Raw genomic sequence first — 23,382 nt, 5'->3', positions numbered from 1 at the left:
GGACAACCGGGAACGGCCGAAGCTCCGCTCGAGCGGGGACCAGCGCAGGTGATGCTGACAGCGCCTCGTGCGCGGACGTCTGGGCGACCTTCGGGTCGCCCTTTCTGTTCCGCGGACCAGGACCTCCGGCCCCGCCTGCGCGGGGCCTTTCTCGTTCCCGGGGCAGGCGCGGCGGTCATCCGAAGGAAGGATAAACATGGCGACGCCAGACAAGGTGAACGCTGTTGCCGAGCTCGCGGAGGACTTCCGCAACTCGGCAGCCGTGCTGATCACCGAGTACCGCGGCCTCTCCGTCCCGCAGCTCGCGAAGCTGCGCGGTGAGATCCGCGGCGCCGCGACCTACAAGGTCGCGAAGAACACTCTGACGGCGCTCGCGGCCAAGGAGGCCGGTGTCGAGGGTCTTGACGACCTTCTGACCGGTCCCACGGCCATCGCATTCGTCACCGGTGACCCGGTGGAGGCTGCGAAGGGTCTCAAGGCTTTTGCCAAGGAGAACGACAAGCTCGTCATCAAGGGCGGCGTTCTCGAGGGCAAGGTGATCTCTGCTGATGAGGTCAAGAAGCTGGCCGACCTCGAGTCCCGCGAGGTTCTGCTCGCCAAGGCTGCCGGCGCCATGAAGGCGTCGCTCTTTGGTGCTGCATACCTGTTCCAGGCGCCGCTGGCTCAGGCCGCGCGTGCCGTCGACGCCCTGCGTGCGAAGCAGGAAGACGCGGCGTAGCTGCCGCACCCCACCTAGTAATTCTGCTTCACGCAGGCAAGAGAGAAGGAAGTCATCATGGCTAAGCTCACCACCGAGGAGCTCATCGAGCAGTTCAAGCAGCTCTCCCTCATCGAGCTGTCGGAGTTCGTCAAGGCGTTCGAGGAGACCTTCGAGGTCACCGCTGCCGCCCCGGCCGCCGTCGCCGTCGCCGCCCCCGCCGCTGGCGAGGCCGCTGCCGAGGTCGAGGAGAAGGACGAGTTCGACGTCATCCTCACCGCCGTCGGCGACAAGAAGATCCAGGTCATCAAGGAGGTGCGCGCGCTCACGTCGCTCGGCCTCGGCGAGGCCAAGGCTCTGGTCGACGAGGCCCCCAAGGCCGTCCTCGAGGGCGCCAAGAAGGACGACGCCGAGAAGGCCAAGGCTCAGCTCGAGGCCGCCGGCGCCACCGTCGAGCTCAAGTAAGCTCGCGCGGCGTCGCGCTCAGCGCGACGAAGCCGCCTGAGGAACGGGGTCGGGTCCGCATGGACCCGGCCCCGTTCTGCTGTCCCGGCGGACGATGCGCGGGGGACCGGGAGGGCCGGGCTACCATGCCTCGGTGACGATCGAAGAGCAGTCCGCGCCCGCGCGGACCGGGAGCCGGGAGGCCGCCGACTTCAGGCCGGACATCCAGGCGCTCAGGGCCATCGCGGTCGGGCTGGTGGTGGTCTACCACCTGTGGCCGCACCGGCTGACCGGCGGCTACATCGGCGTCGACGTCTTCTTCGTCATCAGCGGCTTCCTGATCACGTCGCACCTCTGGCGCGAGGCCGCCGCGACTGGGCGGATCCGGCTCGGCCGCTTCTGGGCTCGGCGCGCACGGCGGCTGCTGCCCTCGGCCCTGCTGGTGCTGCTGGCGACCGCGGTGGCGTCCTGGCTCCTCGCGCCGGTCACCGAGGTCCGCGGATTCCTGGCCGAGGTGGCGGCGGCCACCCTGTACGCGGAGAACTGGTTCCTCGCGATCGCCGCCGTCGACTACCAGGCGATCGGGCACGCCGCCTCTCCCGTCCAGCACTACTGGTCGCTGTCCGTCGAGGAGCAGTTCTACGTGCTCCTGCCGGTGCTGCTGGTCGCTGCGCTGTGGGCGGCGGCGCGGCTGTCGTTGCCGCGCCGCGGCGTGGTCGTCGGCGTGGTCGCCGTGGTCGGCGCCGGGTCCTTCGCCTACAGCTGGTGGCTCACCGCATGGTCCGCCGGCGCCTACTTCTCGACGTTCACCCGGCTGTGGGAGTTCGTCCTCGGCGCCGCGGTGGCGGTGGCGCTGCAGCGGTCCCGGTCGCATGGCGGGGCGGTCCTGGCGGGTCTGGCGCTGATGCTCGGCGCCGCCGTCGTGATGAACGATGCGACCCCCTTCCCCGGCTGGCAGGCCGCCATCCCGGTCGTCGGCACGGCGCTGGTGCTGGCCTGGGGAGACCGAACGTTGCTGTCACGTGTGGGGGCGTGGCGACCGGTCGCGCACGTCGGGCGCACCTCCTACGCGATCTACCTGTGGCACTGGCCGTTGATCGTGCTCGTGCCGTTCGCCCTCGGCCGCGAGCTGGGTCTGGTCGAGAAGCTCGGCATCGGCATCGCCACGTTGCTGCTCGCCGCGGCGAGCACCTCGCTCGTGGAGGACCCGGTGCGGTTCTCCCCACGGCTGCTCGGCGGCAGGGCGCCGTGGGTGGTCGCGGCCTGGTCGGCCGCGGGGATGGCCGTGGTGCTGGGCGCCGTGGTCGCCGGCACCGTGGCCACCGAGCACCGGGCCGAGCGTGAGCGCGAGCTCGCCGCCTCGCTCGAGGCGCAGCTCGGGGACTGCGTCGGCGCGGCCGCGGAGGACGCGGCCGAGGGCTGCGCGGATCCGGAACCGGCCGCCGACGGCGGCGAGGTCGAGACCGAGCCTGCGCACTTCATCCCTCCGCTCGCCGACCTCGAGGACGACGACGAGAATCGCGACGAGTGCTGGACCGGCCTCACCGGACGACGGCTCGACGTGTGCGCGCTCGGCGAGACCGACGCGCCCACCAAGCGCTTCCTGGTGCTCGGGGACTCGCACGCGAACGCGCTGATCCCGGCCTTCGATCAGGCGGGCTCCGACCGCGGCTGGGCGTTCGACCTCGCTGGCCATGCCGCGTGCCCGTTCACCACGGAGCCCGCCCACACGGCGGACGCCCAGGTGCGGGAGGCCTGCGACGCATGGCGAGCGGACGTGCGCGACCTCGCGGCGACGGCGGACGCGTACGACGGCGTGATCGTGACGCAGCAGGTCCGGATCCTCGACGAGGCGGAGCTGGAGCGGTCGGCCGACGGCCTGGTCGACGCGTGGTCGGTGGTGCCGGCCGGCGTGCCGATCCTGGCCGTGCGCGACAACCCGCGGCTGCCCGACGAGTTCGTCGCGTGCCTCGAGCAGGAGGGGCCCGCGGGGGCCGACGCGTGCGGCTGGCCGCAGGACTCGGCGCTGCGCGTCGACCCGCAGGGCATCGCGGCGATGCGCGACGACCGCGCCTCGCTGATCGACATGTCCGACGTGTACTGCGCGGACGGCACCTGCGACGCCGTGATCGGCTCCGTGGTCGCGTACCGGCCCGACGGTCACCACCTGACCGCGACCTTCGCCCGCACGCTCGCGCCGCGGCTCGCCGACGAGATCGAGGCCGCGCTCGGCTCCTGACGGGGTCGAGCGTCACGCTTCTGTCTCCGTCGGCGTGTCGGCTGGCATCGGGACGTACGGACTGGACAATCGCGCGCGCCGGCGGTAGTCTAGCGACTTGCGCTGTCTATTGCCCTGCCCTCATATGCCTACCTGGCGTGCCCCGCTCGTAGCGGGTTCAGCACCGGGATCCGGTGGAGCCGCGGCTGGACATCGTGGTGACTCACGATCATAAAGGGAAGGGACCACCCTTGGCTGCCTCGCGCACCGATTCCATCTCCAACCGCTCCGCATCGCGCCGCATCTCCTTCGCCCAGATCTCCGAGCCTCTCGAGGTTCCGAACCTCATCGGTCTGCAGACCGAGAGCTTCGACTGGCTCCTGGGCAACGAGGCGTGGAAGGCACGCGTCGACGCCGCGAAGGAGGCGGGACGCAACGACGTCCCGGAGGTCGCCGGCCTCGAGGAGATCTTCGAGGAGATCTCGCCCATCGAGGACTTCGGCCAGACCATGTCGCTGTCCTTCTCGGACCCGTACTTCGAGGAGCCGCGGTACACCCCCGAGGAGTGCAAGGAGAAGGACTTCACCTTCGCCGCGCAGCTGTTCGTCACCGCGGAGTTCATGAACAACACGACGGGCGAGATCAAGTCGCAGACCGTGTTCATGGGCGACTTCCCGCTCATGACCGACCGCGGAACGTTCATCGTCAACGGCACCGAGCGCGTGGTCGTCTCGCAGCTGGTCCGTTCGCCCGGCGTCTACTTCGAGCGCACCCCCGACAAGACGTCCGACAAGGACATCTTCACCGCGAAGGTCATCCCCTCGCGCGGCGCCTGGCTCGAGTTCGAGATCGACAAGCGTGACGCCGTCGGCGTGCGCGTCGACCGCAAGCGCAAGCAGCCCGTCACCCTGTTCCTCAAGGCGCTCGGCATGACCGACGACCAGATCGCCGAGGAGTTCGCCGACTTCCCGGCCGTCCTCGAGACGCTGGCGAAGGACACCGTCCACGGTCACGAGGAGGCGCTCGTCGACCTGTACCGCAAGCTGCGTCCGGGCGAGCCGCCGACCGTCGAGGCCGGCCAGAACCTGCTCGACAACTTCTACTTCAACCCCAAGCGCTACGACCTCGCCAAGGTGGGCCGCTTCAAGCTCAACAAGAAGCTGGGCCTGGGCAAGGCGCTGGGCGACTCGGTGCTGGGTCTCGACGACATCGTCGCGACCATCAAGTACATCGCCGCCGCGCACGCCGGTCACGAGACGATCGACGGCGCCGACGGCGACGTCCGCGTCGAGACCGACGACATCGACCACTTCGGCAACCGTCGCATCCGCGCGGTGGGCGAGCTGATCCAGAACCAGATCCGCACGGGCCTGTCCCGCATGGAGCGCGTCGTGCGCGAGCGCATGACCACCCAGGACGTCGAGGCGATCACGCCGCAGACCCTGATCAACACGCGCCCCGTGGTCGCCGCGATCCGCGAGTTCTTCGGCACGTCGCAGCTGTCGCAGTTCATGGACCAGAACAACCCGCTCGCCGGCCTGACCCACAAGCGCCGTCTCTCGGCGCTCGGCCCCGGCGGTCTCTCCCGTGACCGCGCGGGCATGGAGGTCCGCGACGTCCACACCTCGCACTACGGCCGCATGTGCCCGATCGAGACTCCTGAGGGTCCGAACATCGGTCTGATCGGCTCGCTCGCCTCGTTCGGCCGCATCAACCCGCTCGGCTTCGTCGAGACCCCCTACCGCAAGGTGGTCAAGGGTGTCGTCACCGACCAGGTCGACTACCTGACCGCGGACGACGAGGACCACTTCGTCATCGCGCAGGCGAACGCGGTGCTCGACGCCAAGGGCCGCTTCGCCGACGAGCGCGTGCTGGTCCGCTCGAAGGGCGGCGAGGTCGAGTTCGTCCCCGCCGAGGCCGTGGACTACATGGACGTCTCGCCGCGCCAGATGGTGTCGGTCGCGACCGCCCTGATCCCGTTCCTCGAGCACGACGACGCGAACCGCGCGCTCATGGGTGCGAACATGCAGCGCCAGGCGGTGCCGCTGGTCCGCTCGGAGGCGCCGCTGGTCGGCACCGGCATGGAGCGCCGCGCGGCGATCGACGCCGGTGACGTGGTGGTCGCCGGCAAGGCCGGCGTGGTCACCGAGGTCAGCTCGGACCTGGTCACCGTCGCCAACGACGACGGCACCACCGGCTCCTACCGCATCGCGAAGTTCGAGCGCTCGAACCAGGGCACCTCGTACAACCAGCGCGTCGTCGTCGACGAGGGCGACTCGGTGGTCCCGGGCTCCGTGCTCGCGGACGGCCCCGCCACGGACCAGGGCGACCTGGCGCTCGGCAAGAACCTGCTGGTCGCCTTCATGTGCTGGGAGGGCCACAACTACGAGGACGCGATCATCCTGTCGCAGCGCCTCGTGCAGGACGACGTCCTGTCCTCGATCCACATCGAGGAGCACGAGGTCGACGCCCGTGACACCAAGCTGGGCCCGGAGGAGATCACCCGCGACATCCCGAACGCCTCCGAGGAGGCGCTCGCGGACCTCGACGAGCGCGGCATCGTCCGCATCGGTGCCGAGGTGCGCGCCGGTGACATCCTGGTCGGCAAGGTCACCCCGAAGGGTGAGACCGAGCTGACCCCCGAGGAGCGCCTGCTCCGCGCGATCTTCGGTGAGAAGGCGCGCGAGGTCCGCGACACCTCGCTGAAGGTGCCCCACGGCGAGTCCGGCACGGTCATCGGCGTGCGCGTGTTCACCGAGGAGGACGGCGACGACCTCCCGGCCGGCGTCAACCAGCTGGTCCGCGTGTACATCGCGCAGCGCCGCAAGATCCAGGAGGGCGACAAGCTCGCCGGCCGCCACGGCAACAAGGGCGTCATCTCGACGATCCTGCCCGTGGAGGACATGCCGTTCCTCGCGGACGGCACGCCGGTCGACGTCATCCTCAACCCGCTGGGCGTGCCCGGTCGTATGAACGTCGGTCAGGTCCTCGAGACCCACACCGGCTGGCTGGCCAAGAACGGCTGGGACGCGACGGACGCCGACGGTCCGTGGACCGCGCACCTGCCCGAGGACGCCGTGGTGTCGGAGCCGGGCCGCCCGGTCGCGACCCCGGTGTTCGACGGTCTGCGCGAGGACGTCCTCGGCGGCCTGCGCGGCCACGTCAACCCGAACCGCGACGGCGTGCGCCTCGTGGACCAGGAGGGCAAGGCGACGCTGTTCGACGGTCGTACCGGCGAGCCGTTCCCCGAGCCGATCGCGGTGGGCTACAAGTACATCCTGAAGCTCCACCACCTGGTCGACGACAAGATCCACGCGCGCTCCACGGGTCCGTACTCGATGATCACGCAGCAGCCGCTGGGCGGTAAGGCCCAGTTCGGCGGCCAGCGCTTCGGCGAGATGGAGGTGTGGGCCCTCGAGGCCTACGGCGCCGCCTACGCCCTGCAGGAGCTGCTGACCATCAAGTCCGACGACGTCACCGGTCGTGTGAAGGTCTACGAGGCCATCGTCAAGGGTCAGAACATCCCGGAGCCGGGTCTTCCCGAGTCGTTCCGCGTCCTGATGAAGGAGATGCAGTCGCTCTGCCTCAACGTCGAGGTCCTCAACACCGAGGGCCACGTCATCGAGATGCGCGAGACCGACGACGACGCCTACCAGGCGGCCGAGTCGCTGGGCATCTCGCTGTCCAGCCGTCCCGATGCCTCGAGCGTCGACGAGATCTGACGAGCCTCGAGCTCTTTCCACCACAAGAATTTTTCGGTGCCGGCCCTGGGCCGGCGGTAAGGAAGTAGAACCTTGCTCGACGTGAACGAGTTCGGCGATCTGCGCATCGGCCTGGCCACGGCGGAGGACATCCGCACGTGGTCGCACGGTGAGGTGAAGAAGCCCGAGACGATCAACTACCGCACGCTCAAGCCGGAGAAGGACGGCCTGTTCTGCGAGAAGATCTTCGGCCCCACCCGCGACTGGGAGTGCGGCTGCGGCAAGTACAAGCGCGTGCGCTACCGCGGCATCGTCTGCGAGCGCTGCGGTGTCGAGGTGACCCGCTCCAAGGTGCGCCGCGAGCGCATGGGCCACATCGAGCTCGCCGCTCCGGTGACCCACATCTGGTACTTCAAGGGCGTCCCGTCGCGCCTCGGCTACCTGCTCGACCTGGCCCCGAAGGACCTGGAGAAGGTCATCTACTTCGCGGCCTACATGGTCACCGAGGTGGACGAGGACGGCCGTCACGAGGACCTTCCGCAGCTCCGCAACGAGCTGGAGAAGGAGAAGAAGGCGATCGCGAACGACCGCGACGTCCAGATCAACGCCCGTGCCGAGAAGCTCGAGAAGGACATCGCCGAGCTCGAGGCCGAGGGTGCCAAGGCCGACGTGAAGCGCAAGGTCAAGGACGGCGCGGAGCGCGAGATGGCGAACGTGCGCAAGCGCGCCGACGCCGAGATCGAGCGTCTCGACGCGGTGTTCGACCGCTTCGCGAACCTCAAGGTCCAGGACCTCGAGGGCGACGAGCTGCTGTACCGCGAGATGTCGCGCCGCTTCGGCTCGTACTTCAAGGGCTCGATGGGTGCCGAGGCCATCCAGAAGCGCCTCCAGACCTTCGACCTGGACGCCGAGGCCGAGAAGCTCCGCGAGATCATCGCGAACGGCAAGGGCCAGCGCAAGACCCGCGCCCTCAAGCGCCTCAAGGTGGTCAACGCGTTCCTGACGACCACCAACTCGCCCGAGGGCATGGTGCTCGACTGCGTGCCGGTGATCCCGCCGGATCTGCGCCCGATGGTCCAGCTCGACGGTGGCCGCTTCGCGACGTCCGACCTGAACGACCTGTACCGCCGCGTCATCAACCGCAACAACCGCCTCAAGCGCCTGCTCGACCTCGGTGCGCCCGAGATCATCGTGAACAACGAGAAGCGCATGCTGCAGGAGGCCGTCGACTCGCTGTTCGACAACGGCCGCCGCGGTCGCCCCGTCACGGGCCCCGGCAACCGCCCCCTCAAGTCCATCTCGGACATGCTCAAGGGCAAGCAGGGCCGCTTCCGCCAGAACCTGCTCGGCAAGCGCGTCGACTACTCGGGCCGTTCGGTCATCGTGGTCGGCCCGACCCTGAAGCTGCACCAGTGCGGTCTGCCCAAGCAGATGGCGCTCGAGCTCTTCAAGCCGTTCGTCATGAAGCGCCTGGTCGAGCTCAACCACGCGCAGAACATCAAGTCCGCCAAGCGCATGGTGGAGCGCAGCCGTCCCGAGGTGTGGGACGTGCTCGAGGAGGTCATCCGCGAGCACCCGGTGCTGCTCAACCGCGCGCCGACGCTGCACCGCCTGGGCATCCAGGCGTTCGAGCCCCAGCTGGTGGAGGGCAAGGCCATCCACCTGCACCCGCTCGTCTGCGGCGCGTTCAACGCGGACTTCGACGGCGACCAGATGGCCGTGCACCTGCCGCTCTCGGCGGAGGCCCAGGCCGAGGCCCGCATCCTGATGCTGTCCTCGAACAACATCCTCAAGCCGTCCGACGGCCGCCCCGTGACCATGCCCTCGCAGGACATGATCATCGGCCTCTACCACCTGTCGCTGCTCAAGTCCGGCCAGCCGGGCGAGGGCCTCGCCTTCGGCACGCAGTCCGAGGCGATCATGGCGCTCGATGCGGGCACCATCTCGCTCAACTCGGAGATCCAGCTCCGCGTCGACGGCGACACCGTGCCGCCGGTCGACCACGAGCTGCCCGAGGGCCACGTCGAGGGCGAGCCCTTCATGCTCACCACGACGCTCGGCCGGTCGCTCTTCAACGACCTGCTCCCGGTCTCGTACCCCTACGTCAACCGCAACGTCGACAAGAAGGTGCTCGGCGACATCGTCAACACCCTCGCCGAGCGGTACGAGAAGGTCGAGGTCGCCGCCTCGCTCGACGCCCTCAAGGCGGCGGGCTTCCACTGGGCGACGCGCTCCGGCGTGACCATCGCCATCGGCGACGTCGCGACCCCCGCGAACAAGCAGGAGATCCTCGAGCGCTACGAGGCCCAGGCGGCCAAGGTCCAGGACCAGTTCGACACCGGTCTGATCACCGACGACGAGCGCCGTCAGGAGCTCATCGAGATCTGGACCCAGGCGACCAACGAGGTCGACAAGGCGATGCGCGAGTCGTTCCCCGAGCACAACACCGTCCACACCATGGTCGGCTCCGGTGCGCGAGGCAACTGGATGCAGGTCCGTCAGATCGCGGGTATGCGCGGCCTGGTGGCCAACCCGAAGGGTGAGATCATCCCGCGTCCGATCAAGTCGAACTACCGCGAGGGCCTGTCCGTCCTCGAGTACTTCATCGCCACCCACGGTGCCCGCAAGGGCCTCGCGGACACGGCGCTGCGTACCGCGGACTCGGGCTACCTCACGCGTCGTCTGGTCGACGTCTCGCAGGACGTGATCGTGCGCGAGGAGGACTGCGGCACCGAGCGCGGCCTGAGCATGCCGATCGTGGAGCTCACCGCGGGCGGCGACAAGGTCCAGCACGAGCGCGTCGCGACCTCCGTCTTCGCGCGCACGCTGGCGACCGACGTCCTCGACACGGCCGGCGAGGTCGTGGCGAAGGCTGGCTCGGACGTGGGCGACCTGCAGATCGACACGCTGATCGGTCACGGCGTCACGGACGTCAAGGTCCGCTCGGTCCTGACCTGCGAGTCCGTCGTGGGCACGTGCGCGAAGTGCTACGGCCGTTCGCTCGCGACCCGCGAGCTCGTCGACATCGGCGAGGCGGTCGGCATCATCGCCGCCCAGTCGATCGGTGAGCCGGGCACCCAGCTGACGATGCGTACGTTCCACACCGGTGGTGTGGCCTCGGCGGACGACATCACGCAGGGTCTGCCGCGTGTCCAGGAGCTCTTCGAGGCCCGCACCCCCAAGGGTGAGGCCCCGATCTCCGAGGTCGCCGGCACGCTCAAGGTCGACGACTCGGAGGCGACGCGCCGCCTGGTCATCACCCCCGACAACGGCGACGAGGTCATCGAGTACCCCGTCACCAAGCGCTCGCGCCTGCTGGTGCAGGACGGCGAGCACGTCGAGGTCGGCCAGCAGCTGGTCGCCGGTGCGGTGGACCCGAAGAACGTCCTCCGCATCCTCGGCCCGCGCGCCACGCAGAAGCACCTGGTCGACGAGGTGCAGAACGTGTACCGCTCGCAGGGTGTGGAGATCCACGACAAGCACATCGAGGTCATCGTGCGTCAGATGCTGCGACGCGTGACCGTGCTCGACTCCGGCGAGACCAACCTGCTCCCGGGCGAGCTGGTCGAGCGGAGCCGCTTCGAGAACGCCAACCGTGAGACCGTGACCGCCGGCGGCAAGCCCGCCTCCGCGCGTCCCGAGCTCATGGGCATCACGAAGGCCTCGCTCGCCACGGAGTCCTGGCTCTCGGCGGCCTCCTTCCAGGAGACCACCCGGGTCCTGACCGAGGCGGCGATGTCGGGCAAGTCCGACCCGCTGATCGGCCTGAAGGAGAACGTGATCCTCGGAAAGCTCATCCCCGCTGGTACCGGCCTCGCGCAGTACCGCACGGCGACGGTCGAGCCCACCGAGGAGGCGAAGGCCAACCTGTTCCCGACCTTCGGGTACGAGGAGTGGGACGGCCAGTTCTTCGGCGAGGGGACCGGCGAGGCCGTGCCGCTCGAGGAGTTCGACATCCGCGACTAGCACAACCGACGGGGTCGGGGCGGGACCTTCCGCTTTGACGGCGGCGCGGCGCGCAGGTATCTTAGATGCTTGTGCCCGCGTCGCCGGGCCCCCGAACCGCGCCCATCGGCGCGGTACCCGATGGAACGACACGCCCGGGCGCGGGGGTCGGGCCGACACGACAAGACGATTTCTCATCACCGATGACAGACATGGACACGGAGAAGTAGTGCCTACGATTCAGCAGCTGGTCAGGAAGGGCCGTCACCCCAAGGCCTCCAAGACCAAGACCCCGGCTCTTCAGTCGAGCCCCCAGCGTCGCGGCGTGTGCACCCGCGTCTACACCACCACCCCCAAGAAGCCGAACTCGGCGCTTCGCAAGGTGGCGCGTGTCCGCCTGTCGACCGGCATCGAGGTCACCGCGTACATCCCCGGTGAGGGCCACAACCTCCAGGAGCACTCGATCGTGCTCGTCCGTGGCGGTCGTGTGAAGGACCTCCCGGGTGTCCGCTACAAGATCATCCGCGGCTCGCTCGACACCCAGGGTGTCAAGAACCGCCAGCAGGCTCGCAGCCGCTACGGCGCGAAGATGGAGAAGAAGAAGTAATGCCTCGCAAGGGACCGGCCCCCAAGCGGCCCATCATCAACGACCCCGTCTACGGCGCCCCGGTCGTCACCCAGCTCATCAACAAGGTGCTGCTCGACGGCAAGAAGTCGACCGCCGAGGCGATCGTCTACGGCGCCCTCGAGGGCGTCGCCGAGAAGTCCGGCCAGGACGCGGTCGTCGTGCTCAAGCGCGCGCTCGAGAACGTCCGCCCCGCCCTCGAGGTCCGCAGCCGCCGCGTCGGTGGCGCGACCTACCAGGTGCCGGTCGACGTGCGCCCGGTGCGCGCGAACACCCTCGCGCTGCGCTGGCTGGTCGACTTCTCGCGCCAGCGTCGTGAGAAGACCATGACCGAGCGCCTCATGAACGAGATCCTCGACGCCTCCAACGGCCTGGGTGCCGCTGTGAAGCGCCGCGAGGACATGCACAAGATGGCCGAGTCGAACAAGGCGTTCGCGCACTACCGCTGGTAGTCGCGACCCCGTTCGCTCACTTCGACGATTTCTAGGGAGAACCTCTCGTGGCACAGGACGTGCTGACGGACCTCACCAAGGTCCGCAACTTCGGCATCATGGCTCACATCGACGCCGGCAAGACCACCACCACCGAGCGCATCCTGTTCTACACGGGCATCACCTACAAGATCGGCGAGGTGCACGACGGCGCCGCGACGATGGACTGGATGGCCCAGGAGCAGGAGCGTGGCATCACCATCACCTCCGCGGCGACGACGTGCTTCTGGGACAAGACCCAGCTGAACATCATCGACACCCCGGGCCACGTGGACTTCACCGTCGAGGTGGAGCGCAACCTGCGCGTGCTCGACGGCGCGGTCGCGGTGTTCGACGGCAAGGAGGGCGTGGAGCCCCAGTCGGAGACCGTGTGGCGCCAGGCCGACAAGTACAACGTCCCCCGCATCTGCTTCGTCAACAAGATGGACAAGCTCGGCGCGGACTTCTACTTCACGGTCGACACCATCAAGTCGCGCCTCGGTGCCCGTCCGCTGGTCATCCAGCTCCCGATCGGTGCGGAGTCCGACTTCCTCGGCGTCGTGGACCTGGTCCAGATGAAGGCCCTCGTGTGGCCCGGCGACGCCAAGGGCGACGTGACCATGGGCGCCTCGTACGAGACCCAGGAGATCCCGGCCGACCTCGTCGACAAGGCGGAGACCTACCGCGCCGAGCTCCTCGAGACGGTCGCCGAGACCGACGAGGACCTCATGGAGAAGTACCTCGAGGGCGGCGAGCTGACGGTCGACGAGATCAAGGGCGCCATCCGCAAGATGGTCATCGCCTCCGAGATCTACCCCGTCCTGTGCGGTTCCGCGTTCAAGAACCGCGGCGTGCAGCCCATGCTCGACGCGGTCGTGGACTACCTGCCGTCGCCGCTCGACATGCCGGCGATCGAGGGTCACGAGCCGGGTGACGAGGAGGTCGTCATCGAGCGTCACGCCGACGCCGAGGAGCCCTTCTCCGCGCTCGCGTTCAAGATCATGACGCACCCGTTCTTCGGCCGTCTGACCTACATCCGCGTGTACTCCGGTCACGTCGACTCCGGCGCCCAGGTCATCAACGCGACCAAGGGCAAGAAGGAGCGCATCGGGAAGATCTTCCAGATGCACGCCAACAAGGAGAACCCGGTCGACGCGGTCACCGCGGGTCACATCTACGCCGTCATCGGCCTCAAGGACACCACCACCGGTGACACCCTGTGCGACCCGGCCAAGCCGGTCGTGCTCGAGTCGATGACCTTCCCCGAGCCCGTGATCCACGTGGCGGTCGAGCCCAAGACCAAGGGCGACCAGGAGAAGATGTCGGTCGCGATCCAGAAGCTGGCCGAGGAGGACCCGACCTTCCGCGTCAAGCTCGACGAGGACACCGGCCAGACCGTCATCTCCGGCATGGGCGAGCTGCACCTCGACATCATCGTCGACCGCATGAAGCGCGAGTTCAAGGTCGACGCGAACGTCGGCAAGCCGCAGGTCGCGTACCGCGAGACCATCCGCGGCACCGTCGAGAAGCACGACTACACGCACAAGAAGCAGACCGGTGGCTCCGGCCAGTTCGCGAAGGTCCAGATCTCGATCGCGCCTCTCGAGGCCGACGCCGAGGTCCAGTACGAGTTCTCGAACGCCGTCACCGGCGGTCGCGTGCCGCGTGAGTACATCCCGTCGGTGGACGCGGGCATCCAGGACGCCATGAACATCGGCATCCTCGCCGGCTACCCCATGGTGGGAATCAAGGCCACCCTGCTCGACGGCCAGTACCACGACGTCGACTCCTCGGAGATGGCGTTCAAGATCGCCGGCTCGATGGCCTTCAAGGAGGCCGCGCGCAAGGCCCAGCCCGTGCTGCTCGAGCCCGTCATGGCCGTCGAGGTGCGTACGCCCGAGGACTACATGGGCGACGTCATCGGCGACCTCAACTCCCGCCGTGGCCAGATCCGTCAGATGTCCGACGCCGCCGGTGTCAAGGTCATCGACTCTCTGGTCCCGCTGTCGGAGATGTTCGGCTACGTCGGCGACCTGCGTTCGAAGACGCAGGGCCGCGCGGTGTACTCGATGACCTTCGACAGCTACGCAGAGGTTCCTCGCAACGTTGCCGAGGAGATCATCGCTAAGACCCGGGGCGAGTAGTCCCACCGGTTGAAGTAGGAAATAATACGACCAGTAGGGATGCGCCCCACGATGGTTGACCCCATCAGCAGTCGGATCCTCTACCCGAGTCTCACCACCAATTCAGGAGGAAGCCACCATGGCTAAGGCCAAGTTCGAGCGGACCAAGCCGCACGTGAACATCGGCACCATCGGTCACGTCGACCACGGTAAGACGACGCTGACCGCCGCCATCTCGAAGGTGCTGCACGACCAGTACCCCGAGCTCAACCCGTTCACGCCGTTCGAGGACATCGACAAGGCTCCCGAGGAGCGCGAGCGCGGTATCACCATCAACATCGCGCACATCGAGTACCAGACGGAGAAGCGTCACTACGCTCACGTCGACGCTCCGGGTCACGCCGACTACATCAAGAACATGATCACCGGTGCCGCCCAGATGGACGGCGCGATCCTGGTGGTCGCCGCGACCGACGGTCCGATGGCCCAGACCCGTGAGCACGTGCTGCTCGCGAAGCAGGTCGGCGTCCCCTACCTGCTCGTGGCGCTGAACAAGTCGGACATGGTCGACGACGAGGAGATCCTCGAGCTCGTCGAGGTCGAGGTGCGCGAGCTCCTCTCCTCGCAGGGCTTCGACGGCGACAACGCGCCTGTCATCCGCGTCTCCGCGCTGAAGGCGCTCGAGGGCGACGCCGAGTGGGTCAAGACCGTTCAGGACCTCATGGAGGCCGTGGACGAGAACGTCCCGGAGCCCGAGCGTGACATGGACAAGCCGTTCCTGATGCCGATCGAGGACGTCTTCACGATCACCGGTCGTGGCACCGTCGTCACCGGCAAGGTCGAGCGCGGCAAGCTCAAGATCAACTCGGAGGTCGAGATCCTCGGCATCCGCGAGCCGCAGAAGACCACCGTCACCGGCATCGAGATGTTCCACAAGTCGATGGACGAGGCGTGGGCCGGCGAGAACTGCGGTCTGCTGCTCCGCGGCACCAAGCGTGAGGACGTCGAGCGCGGCCAGGTCGTGGTCGCCCCCGGCACCACCACCCCGCACACCTCGTTCGAGGGCCGCTGCTACATCCTCGACAAGTCCGAGGGTGGCCGCCACAACCCCTTCTACACGAACTACCGCCCGCAGTTCTACATCCGCACCACGGATGTGACCGGCGTCATCACGCTGCCCGAGGGCACCGAGATGGTCATGCCGGGCGACACCACCGAGATGACGGTCGAGCTCATCCAGCCGATCGCCCTCGAGGAGGGTCAGGGCTTCGCGATCCGCGAGGGTGGCCGTACCGTGGGTTCCGGCACCGTCACCAAGATCCTCAAGTAAGTCCCCCGCGACTTCGCTCGAAGGCCCCCCGCCGCATGGCGGGGGGCCTTCGTGCTCCCCGGGCGGGACGATGCGGGTGGTCGGAGGGCTCCCGCCCTCCTGTTACGGTGGCCGCGTGGCAGCCATCCTGACCCGCGCCGAGCGGCTCGCACGGTCCGTCGCCGTGTGGGACCCTCACCGCGACACCGCGCATGCGTCCCTCCTGAGCGGCAGCGGCCGCTCGGGCACCACGTGGCTCCTGGAGGCGTACTCGCGTGCGGGCCGGCTGCGGCCCATCTTCGAGCCGGTCCGGCCGGACCTCGACGCGCGGTTCAGCGACCTCCGCCCGGGCCGCTACGTCCCTGTCGACGCGGAGCGCCTCCCCTCCCAGGAGGCGGTCGAGGACCTGCTGGTCGGCCGGTACCGCCACCCGTGGGCGGATCAGGAGGCGTCGCTCAACCCGTTCCTGCGCTACCGCGGCCGCCTGATCAAGGAGATCCGGTTCCCGATGTGGGCGGGGTGGGTCGCCCACCGTCACCCCGATGTGCGGATCGTCCACGTGATCCGTCATCCGCTGGCCACGCTCAGCAGCCAGAGCGTGCTCGGCTGGGTCCCCGAGCGGATGCACTACATGATGGCGCAGCCGGAGCTGGTGGACGGGCTGCTGGGCGACCGTCCGCTGCGGGAGCTCGCGAGCGGGGACGACGCCACCGCGCTCATCACGCGCTGGGCGATCGAGAACCTGACGGCCGCGCGCACCTACGGCGGCGCCCGCTCCGCGCTCGTCTCCTACGACGCCGCCGTCGAGGACCGGTCCGAGCTGGATCGCGGCGCGCGGTGGCTCGGGATCGACCCGGCGCGCCTGACCAACCTGGAGAAGCCGTCGAAGATGTCGCACGCCAAGGGTGCGAACGCGCACGCGGGCAAGGACCCGCGTGCGTGGATGAAGCGGATCGACGCCTCGCAGCAGGCCGCCGCGGCCCGTGTCCTCGACGCCGTGGGCCTCGCGGAGGCCTTCCCGGTGGACGGGACCGTCGACCGCGAGGCGCTTCAGCGCTGGTGGGAGCGCGGCGGGCGCGACTGACGCGCGGGGCTCAGGTCCAGCCCTCGCCGGCCTCCCGCAGCCCGATCGTGAGCTCCACGGAGCCCGGTCCCGTCTGATCGACGGCCACCGACTCCGCCTCCAGGCCCGCGGCGAGCACGTCGCGATGCGCGGCCATCGCGGCGACGGCGGCCTCGTCGTCGACGCGGCAGGCGGCGATCACGGCGCCGTCGCGCTGCGCGACGGAGGTGAGGACGGGACCGCGGTAGGAGCCGTCCGTACCCACCTCGGCCAGGCCCGCCAGCTCCATGCCGTGCTCCCAGCGCCAGCGCAGGTCCCGGGCGTACGCCCGCAGGCTCGGGTCGGTGGCCGTGTTCGGGAACCGGTCGGGACGGTGAGGCCGCCAGGGCTCCATGCCCGAGCCGTGGAGCCGCCAGGCCACCGCCGCCGCCGGCACCAGGACGATCAGCGACGCGGCCGGATGCAGCAGCGCGAGCGCGCCGGCGGGCACGGCGACGGCCGCGATCGTCAGGGCGGGACGCGCCCACGCGCGCCAGGCGTCGGCGGACACGCGGGGGCCGGGATCGACGGCGGGGGAGAGGGTCATGTCGGGTCCGATCGGTCGGCGGCTGTCGGCAGGGCCGGCATGCGGCTCCCGCTCCTGGGCACCCTACCCCGGCGGTCGGTGCGCCACCGCAGGCGGATCCCGTCGAGTGCCCGGCATCTCGCGGCAGGCTCCCAGCATCCTGCCAGGGTCGGCCCTCTACCTTCGGGGTGCACCGTCCCCGACCGAGAGGCACTCCTCCCATGATCACCATCCGTCCCGCCGTGCGGCGCGCGCTCGCCCTGGGCGTCGCCGTCGGGCTCGCGACGACCCTGGCCGCCTGCAGCGCCACCGATGACTCGTCGACCACCGAGTCGACGACGTCGACGGCCTCCACCTCCTCGACCGCGGTGACCGCGGCCTCCGAGGACTCCAACACCGCCGAGGTGGTCGCCGCGGCCGAGGCCTTCCTCGCGACGCTCGACGAGGACCAGCTCGCGCTCGTGCAGCTCTCCTACGACGACCTCGAGGACAAGGCCAACTGGTCGAACCTGCCCAACGGGCAGGTGGACCGGCCCGGTCTCGCGCGCGGCGACATGACCGACGAGCAGCTCGCCGCGCTCGACGTCCTGCTCCAGGCGATGCTCTCGGACGAGGGCTACGAGGAGGTGCAGGAGGTGATGACGGCCGACGACGTGCTCGCGGGCAACGTCGAGACCTCCTACCGGTACGGCGAGGACTCCGACGACGCGCTGAACTCGAGCTCGAGCGGCGCCGCCGCGGCGGGCGGGCCGGGGGACGGCGGCACGCCGCCGGACATGGGCGACGGCACCGCCCCGACCGACGTCCCGACCGACGGCGCGATGCCGACCGGCGACGTCGCGACCGCCCCGGGCGACATGGGTGGCGGCCTCGAGTACGGCTCGGACCTCTACTTCATCGCCTTCTACGGCGACGTCTCCGCCGACTCGACCTTCGAGATCCAGTTCGGCGGCCATCACCTCGCGCTCATGGCGGCGTACTCCGGCGACACCGTGACCATCGCGCCGTACTTCGCGGGCATCGAGCCCCAGTCGTGGACCACGACCGACGGCGAGAGCTCCGAGCCGCTCGGTGAGAAGAAGGCGGCGGCACAGGCGCTCATGGCGTCGCTCACGGACGACCAGGCCGCGGCGGCCGAGCTGTCCATGGTCTACAACGCGGTGGTCATGGGCCCCGGTGAGGACTCGGGTGACTACCCCGATGACGAGGGCATCCTGGTCTCCGACCTGACGGAGGAGCAGCAGGAGCTCGTCACCGCGCTGATCACCGAGTACGTCGGCGTCCTCGACGAGGACGAGGCGCAGGAGATCATCGACACCTACGTGTCGCAGTACGGCGAGACGTACCTCTCGTGGTCGGGCGCCCTCGACACCGACGACGGCTCCACGTACCTCCGCCTCTCCGGGCCTCAGGTGTGGATCGAGTTCGACATGGAGAACGGCATCGTCTACGACGCCCTCCACATCCACTCGGTCTACCGCGACAAGCTGTACGACTACGGCGACGCGTCGCAGTACGCGTCGTGACGGCGTCGACCACCGGTGCCGCGCATCGTCCCCTCCGGGGGACGATGCGCGGCCTGGCTGCGCTGGTGCTCGCGGCCGCCGCGGTGGTGGGCCTGGGCGCCGGCGCGGCCGAGGCTCACCCCGCCGAGACCACGGCGGTGCTCGTCAGCATCGACGAGGGCAGCGTCGAGCTCGAGCTCCAGGTGCCCGTGCGCCAGTACAACGCGGCGACCTCCTCGGACCTCGACGTCGACGGCGCCGACGTCGAGGCGCGCGCCGACGAGCTCGCCGCCTATGTCCTCGACCGGCTCGAGGTGGCCGACGCGGACGGCGCGCTCGACCTGTCCGTGTCCGCGGTCGCGGAGACCACCGTGAACGATCTCCCGACGGCCGACATCGTGGTGATCGCCACCGCGGCGGACGGATCCGTCGACGGCGACGTCGCGATCGAGTACGGGGTGCTGATCGACACCCTCGCCACCCACGAGGTGTACGTGTCGCTGGTCTCCGACTGGGAGGGCGGCACCCTCACCGACGAGGAGCCGGAGCTGGTCACGGTGCTCGACTGGGAGCACACCACGGCGCAGGTCTCCCGCGACGACGGCGGCTGGGCCGAGGGTCTGTGGGCCACCGTGAGGCTCGGCGCCTCGCACATCGCCGCCGGCCCCGACCATGTGCTCTTCCTCGTCCTGCTCCTGCTCCCGGCACCGCTCGTCGCGGTCGGGCGCCGGTGGGTCCCGCGTCAGGGCACCCTGCGGGAGACGGCCGGTGCGGCCGCCCGGCGAGCGGCGACGCTGGTGACCAGCTTCACGGCCGGCCACACGATCTCGCTCGCGCTCGTGTCGCTCGGGCTGATCAGCCTGCCGACCGTCGTCACCGAATCGCTGGTCGCCCTGTCGGTGGTGGCCGCCGCGGCGCACGCCATGGTGCCCGCACTCCGCCGCGGCGAGGCGTGGACCGCCGGTCTGTTCGGGATCGTCCACGGCACCGCGTTCGCCACCACCCTGGTCGCGCTCGACCTTCCGTTGGGCCGGTTGGTCGCCGCGATCGTCGGCTTCAACGTCGGCGTCGAGCTGGCTCAGCTGGTGGTGGTCGCCGCGCTCCTGCCCGCGCTCGTGTGGGCCGCGCGCAGCCGCTGGTTCGCGGGGCTCCGGTGGGCCGCGGCGGCGGCCGGCGCCGTCGCGGGCGCCGCGTGGCTGGTCGGCGTGGTGCGCGGGGAGGCCTCCGTGCTGGGAGCGGCGTTCGACGCGATCATCGCCCACCCCTGGCAGGCCTACGCCGTCGCCCTGGCGACCCTCGCCGTGGTCTCGGTGGGCCCCCGCGTGAGACAATCGTCGTCGCCGGTCCGTGAGGCTTCGAGACCCACGGCCGAGACCGTCGTCGCCCGCTGAGGGCGTATGGCCGGTCGGGGGTGACCGTGTTGCACGGGAACCCCCGATCTGGCACAATGTTCAGGTTGCCTATTGCGGGCAGCCACACCTTCACCCACGGATCACCGAGGAATCGGGTGGCGGACGCGCGTCCTGGATGTGCGACACGCCCGAGCGCGGGGGTCGGGGTGATGACCATAGTTGTACGAGAGAAAAGGCAGAACCACGCCATGGCGGGACAGAAGATCCGCATCCGGCTGAAGAGCTATGACCACGAGGTCATCGACTCCTCGGCCCGCAAGATCGTCGAGACGGTCACGCGTGCTGGCGCGTCCGTGGTGGGCCCCGTCCCGCTGCCGACCGAGAAGAACGTGTTCTGTGTGATCCGTTCTCCCCACAAGTACAAGGACTCCCGCGAGCACTTCGAGATGCGCACCCACAAGCGCCTCATCGACATCGTGGACCCGACGCCCAAGGCCGTCGACTCGCTCATGCGTCTCGACCTCCCCGCGGACGTCAACATCGAGATCAAGCTCTAAGCACCGCTCAAGCCCATAAGGACTGAATCACCATGACTACGACTTCCAATGCCCAGCGCGCGGTCTCCGCGCTGCTCGGTACGAAGCTGGGCATGACGCAGGTCTGGGACGCCGAGGGACGCATCGTCCCCGTCACCGTCCTCCAGGTCGACACCAACGTCGTGACCCAGGTGCGCAACGCAGACAAGGACGGCTACGAGGCCATCCAGCTCGCGTTCGGCACCGTCGACCCGCGCCGCGTCACCAACCCGCTCAAGGGCCACTTCGAGGCCGCCGGCGTCACGCCGCGCCGCCACGTCGCCGAGGTCCGCACCGCGAACGCGTCCGAGTACGCGCTCGGCCAGGAGATCACCGCCGAGGTGTTCGAGGCCGGCCAGCTCGTCGACGTGACCGGCACCACCAAGGGCAAGGGCACCGCCGGTGTCATGAAGCGCCACGGCTTCAAGGGTGTCGGCGCCTCGCACGGTGCGCACCGCAACCACCGCAAGCCGGGCTCCATCGGTGGCGCGTCGACGCCTTCGCGCGTCTTCCGCGGCCTCAAGATGGCCGGCCGCATGGGCAACGCCCGCAAGACCGTCCAGAACCTCCTCGTCCACTCGGTGGACGTCGAGAAGGGTCTGGTGCTCGTCAAGGGCGCCGTTCCCGGCAACAAGGGCGGCGTCGTTCTCATCCGCTCCGCTGTGAAGGGTGCGTGATCCGCATGGCTCCCACCAAGAATGTCGTGCTCCCCGCGGAGATCTTCGACGTCGACACCAACGTGCCGCTGATCCACCAGGTCGTGGTCGCGCAGCTCGCCGCCGCTCGTCAGGGCACCCACGCCACCAAGACCCGCGGCGACGTCCGCGGCGGTGGCCGCAAGCCCTACAAGCAGAAGGGCACCGGCCGCGCCCGTCAGGGCTCGACCCGTGCGCCGCAGTTCGCCGGCGGTGGCACCGTCCACGGGCCGCAGCCGCGTGACTACGCGCAGCGGACCCCCAAGAAGATGAAGGCCGCCGCTCTTCGTGGCGCGCTCTCCGACCGCGCCCGCGCCGGCCGCGTGCACGTCGCCGACTCCCTCGTGAAGGGTGACGCGCCGTCGACCAAGGCCGCCATCGAGGCTCTCGCCGCGCTGACCGCCGGGCGCTCCGCGCTCGTCGTCATCGAGCGCTCCGACGAGCTCACGGCGCTCTCGCTGCGCAATGCGGCCGACGTCCACGTGCTCTTCGTGGACCAGCTCAACACCTACGACGTGCTCGTCGCCGACGACACGGTCTTCCTCAAGGGCGCGTTCGACGCGTTCGTCGCGGGCCCTGCCACCGGCAAGTCCGTGAAGGCCGTCGCGACCGAGGCCGAGGCGGAGGAGAAGTAACGTGACCGCTCTGAACAAGGACCCGCGCGACATCATCGTGCGCCCGATCGTCTCCGAGAAGACCTACGGCCTGATGGACGAGGGCAAGTACACCTTCGAGGTGGACCCGCGCTCGAACAAGACCGAGATCAAGATCGCGATCGAGCAGATCTTCGGTGTGAAGGTCGCGTCGGTCAACACGATCAACCGCAAGGGCAAGACGCGCCGCACGCGCTTCGGCCTGGGCAAGCGCAAGGACGTCAAGCGCGCCATCGTCACCCTCGCCGGTGACGAGGCCCTCGACATCTTCTCCGGCCAGGTCGGCTAGAAGGACAGGTAAGCACTCATGGCTATTCGCAAGTACAAGCCGACGACGCCGGGCCGCCGTGGCTCGTCCGTCGCCGACTTCGTCGAGGTCACCCGCTCGGAGCCCGAGAAGTCGCTCGTCCGCCCGCTGCACAAGAAGGGCGGCCGCAACAACACCGGTCGCATCACCACCCGTCACCAGGGTGGCGGTCACAAGCGCGCCTACCGCGTGATCGACTTCCGTCGTCACGACAAGGACGGCGTGCCCGCGACCGTCGCGCACATCGAGTACGACCCCAACCGCACCGCCCGCATCGCGCTCCTGCACTACGCGGACGGCGAGAAGCGCTACATCATCGCCCCCGAGAAGCTCGGTCAGGGCGACCGCGTGGAGGCCGGCGCCGGCGCTGACATCAAGCCCGGCAACAACCTCCCGCTGCGCAACATCCCGGTCGGTACCGTCATCCACGCGATCGAGCTCAAGCCCGGTGGCGGCGCCAAGATCGCCCGCTCCGCGGGTGCCTCGGTGCAGCTCGTCGCGAAGGACGGCCCCTACGCCCAGCTGCGCATGCCGTCCGGCGAGATCCGCAACGTCGACGCGCGCTGCCGCGCGACGATCGGCGAGGTCGGCAACGCCGAGCAGTCGAACATCAACTGGGGCAAGGCCGGCCGCATGCGCTGGAAGGGCAAGCGCCCGACCGTCCGTGGTGTCGTCATGAACCCGGTCGACCACCCGCACGGTGGTGGTGAGGGCAAGACCTCCGGTGGTCGCCACCCGGTCTCGCCGTGGGGCAAGCCCGAGGGCCGCACCCGCCGTCCCAACAAGGAAAGCGACAAGCTCATCGTGCGTCGCCGCAAGACCGGCAAGAACAAGCGATAAGGAGCCTGAGAAATGCCGCGTAGCCTCAAGAAGGGCCCCTTCATCGACGACCACCTGCAGAAGAAGGTGGACGCCCAGAACGAAGCCGGTTCGAAGAACGTCATCAAGACCTGGTCCCGTCGGTCGGTCATCACCCCCGACTTCCTGGGTCACACCTTTGCCGTGCACGACGGCCGCAAGCACGTCCCGGTGTTCGTCACCGAGTCGATGGTCGGCCACAAGCTGGGCGAGTTCGCCCCCACGCGCACGTTCAAGGGCCACGTCAAGGACGACCGCAAGGGCCGCCGCTAAGGCG

At 69.2% G+C, this 23,382-nt stretch carries 19 protein-coding genes; 18 read left to right on the top strand and 1 reads right to left on the bottom strand.

The window, feature by feature from the left end; translation table 11 throughout:
* The first annotated feature begins 196 nt into the window (after positions 1 to 196).
* The 10 genes from rplJ to QQX10_RS09735 all read left to right on the top strand — a co-directional run bounded on the left by rplJ (position 197) and on the right by QQX10_RS09735 (position 16,616).
* Positions 197 to 718 carry a 50S ribosomal protein L10 gene (gene rplJ, locus QQX10_RS09780; RefSeq protein WP_301119551.1) on the top strand — a complete coding sequence of 174 codons (522 nt, stop codon included), beginning with the start codon at positions 197 to 199 and terminating at the stop codon, positions 716 to 718.
* A gap of 57 nt (positions 719 to 775) precedes the next feature.
* The gene (gene rplL, locus QQX10_RS09775) at positions 776 to 1,162 is read left to right on the top strand and encodes a 50S ribosomal protein L7/L12 (RefSeq protein ID WP_301119553.1); all 387 of its coding nucleotides are present in this window, start codon (positions 776 to 778) and stop codon (positions 1,160 to 1,162) included.
* A 133-nt stretch (positions 1,163 to 1,295) separates the two neighbouring features.
* Complete coding sequence (locus tag QQX10_RS09770; RefSeq protein WP_301119555.1) at positions 1,296 to 3,380, top strand: acyltransferase family protein; 2,085 nt, start codon at positions 1,296 to 1,298, stop codon at positions 3,378 to 3,380.
* A 230-nt stretch (positions 3,381 to 3,610) separates the two neighbouring features.
* The gene (rpoB, locus tag QQX10_RS09765) at positions 3,611 to 7,081 is read left to right on the top strand and encodes a DNA-directed RNA polymerase subunit beta (RefSeq protein ID WP_301119557.1); all 3,471 of its coding nucleotides are present in this window, start codon (positions 3,611 to 3,613) and stop codon (positions 7,079 to 7,081) included.
* Between the two features lie 72 nt (positions 7,082 to 7,153).
* Entirely contained in the window at positions 7,154 to 11,026 is a 3,873-nt protein-coding gene (locus tag QQX10_RS09760; protein WP_301119559.1) for a DNA-directed RNA polymerase subunit beta', read from the top strand.
* Between the two features lie 208 nt (positions 11,027 to 11,234).
* A complete protein-coding gene (gene rpsL, locus QQX10_RS09755) occupies positions 11,235 to 11,612 on the top strand; it encodes a 30S ribosomal protein S12 (RefSeq protein ID WP_301119561.1) in 378 nt (125 codons plus the stop codon).
* A complete protein-coding gene (gene rpsG / locus QQX10_RS09750; protein ID WP_301119563.1) occupies positions 11,612 to 12,082 on the top strand; it encodes a 30S ribosomal protein S7 in 471 nt (156 codons plus the stop codon). Before rpsL ends, rpsG begins: the two co-directional genes overlap by 1 nt.
* A gap of 47 nt (positions 12,083 to 12,129) precedes the next feature.
* The gene (gene fusA / locus QQX10_RS09745) at positions 12,130 to 14,244 is read left to right on the top strand and encodes an elongation factor G (protein ID WP_301119564.1); all 2,115 of its coding nucleotides are present in this window, start codon (positions 12,130 to 12,132) and stop codon (positions 14,242 to 14,244) included.
* 118 nt (positions 14,245 to 14,362) lie between these two features.
* Positions 14,363 to 15,553, top strand: coding sequence for an elongation factor Tu (gene tuf / locus QQX10_RS09740; RefSeq protein WP_301119566.1), 1,191 nt, complete (start codon positions 14,363 to 14,365; stop codon positions 15,551 to 15,553).
* Positions 15,554 to 15,668: 115 nt separating this feature from the next.
* On the top strand, positions 15,669 to 16,616 hold the full coding sequence (locus tag QQX10_RS09735; RefSeq protein ID WP_301119568.1) for a hypothetical protein: 948 nt from the start codon (positions 15,669 to 15,671) through the stop codon (positions 16,614 to 16,616).
* 10 nt (positions 16,617 to 16,626) lie between these two features.
* On the opposite strand, the gene QQX10_RS09730 is transcribed toward QQX10_RS09735, so the two are convergent.
* Entirely contained in the window at positions 16,627 to 17,181 is a 555-nt protein-coding gene (locus QQX10_RS09730) for a hypothetical protein (protein ID WP_301119571.1), read from the bottom strand.
* 200 nt (positions 17,182 to 17,381) lie between these two features.
* Between QQX10_RS09730 and QQX10_RS09725 the strand changes: the two genes are divergently transcribed.
* From QQX10_RS09725 to rpsS, 8 genes are all read left to right on the top strand, one after another.
* A complete protein-coding gene (locus QQX10_RS09725) occupies positions 17,382 to 18,686 on the top strand; it encodes a DUF3500 domain-containing protein (RefSeq protein WP_301119573.1) in 1,305 nt (434 codons plus the stop codon).
* Positions 18,683 to 20,056 carry a HupE/UreJ family protein gene (locus QQX10_RS09720; protein ID WP_301119575.1) on the top strand — a complete coding sequence of 458 codons (1,374 nt, stop codon included), beginning with the start codon at positions 18,683 to 18,685 and terminating at the stop codon, positions 20,054 to 20,056. Before QQX10_RS09725 ends, QQX10_RS09720 begins: the two co-directional genes overlap by 4 nt.
* Positions 20,057 to 20,265: 209 nt before the next feature.
* Positions 20,266 to 20,574 carry a 30S ribosomal protein S10 gene (rpsJ, locus tag QQX10_RS09715; RefSeq protein WP_042213186.1) on the top strand — a complete coding sequence of 103 codons (309 nt, stop codon included), beginning with the start codon at positions 20,266 to 20,268 and terminating at the stop codon, positions 20,572 to 20,574.
* 32 nt (positions 20,575 to 20,606) lie between these two features.
* A complete protein-coding gene (rplC, locus tag QQX10_RS09710; protein ID WP_301119581.1) occupies positions 20,607 to 21,269 on the top strand; it encodes a 50S ribosomal protein L3 in 663 nt (220 codons plus the stop codon).
* 5 nt (positions 21,270 to 21,274) lie between these two features.
* The gene (rplD, locus tag QQX10_RS09705) at positions 21,275 to 21,922 is read left to right on the top strand and encodes a 50S ribosomal protein L4 (protein WP_301119584.1); all 648 of its coding nucleotides are present in this window, start codon (positions 21,275 to 21,277) and stop codon (positions 21,920 to 21,922) included.
* Between the two features lies 1 nt (position 21,923).
* Complete coding sequence (gene rplW / locus QQX10_RS09700; RefSeq protein WP_301119586.1) at positions 21,924 to 22,229, top strand: 50S ribosomal protein L23; 306 nt, start codon at positions 21,924 to 21,926, stop codon at positions 22,227 to 22,229.
* An 18-nt stretch (positions 22,230 to 22,247) separates the two neighbouring features.
* Positions 22,248 to 23,087 (top strand): 50S ribosomal protein L2, encoded by an 840-nt coding sequence (gene rplB / locus QQX10_RS09695; RefSeq protein ID WP_301119587.1) that lies wholly within the window; start codon positions 22,248 to 22,250, stop codon positions 23,085 to 23,087.
* 12 nt (positions 23,088 to 23,099) lie between these two features.
* A complete protein-coding gene (gene rpsS, locus QQX10_RS09690) occupies positions 23,100 to 23,378 on the top strand; it encodes a 30S ribosomal protein S19 (RefSeq protein ID WP_301119589.1) in 279 nt (92 codons plus the stop codon).
* Positions 23,379 to 23,382: the final 4 nt, after the last annotated feature.

Source organism: Demequina lignilytica (assembly GCF_030418305.1).
GTDB lineage: Bacteria > Actinomycetota > Actinomycetes > Actinomycetales > Demequinaceae > Demequina > Demequina lignilytica.
The sequence above is the reverse complement of the archived record's forward strand: the minus strand, read 5'-3'. Positions and strand labels throughout refer to the sequence as shown.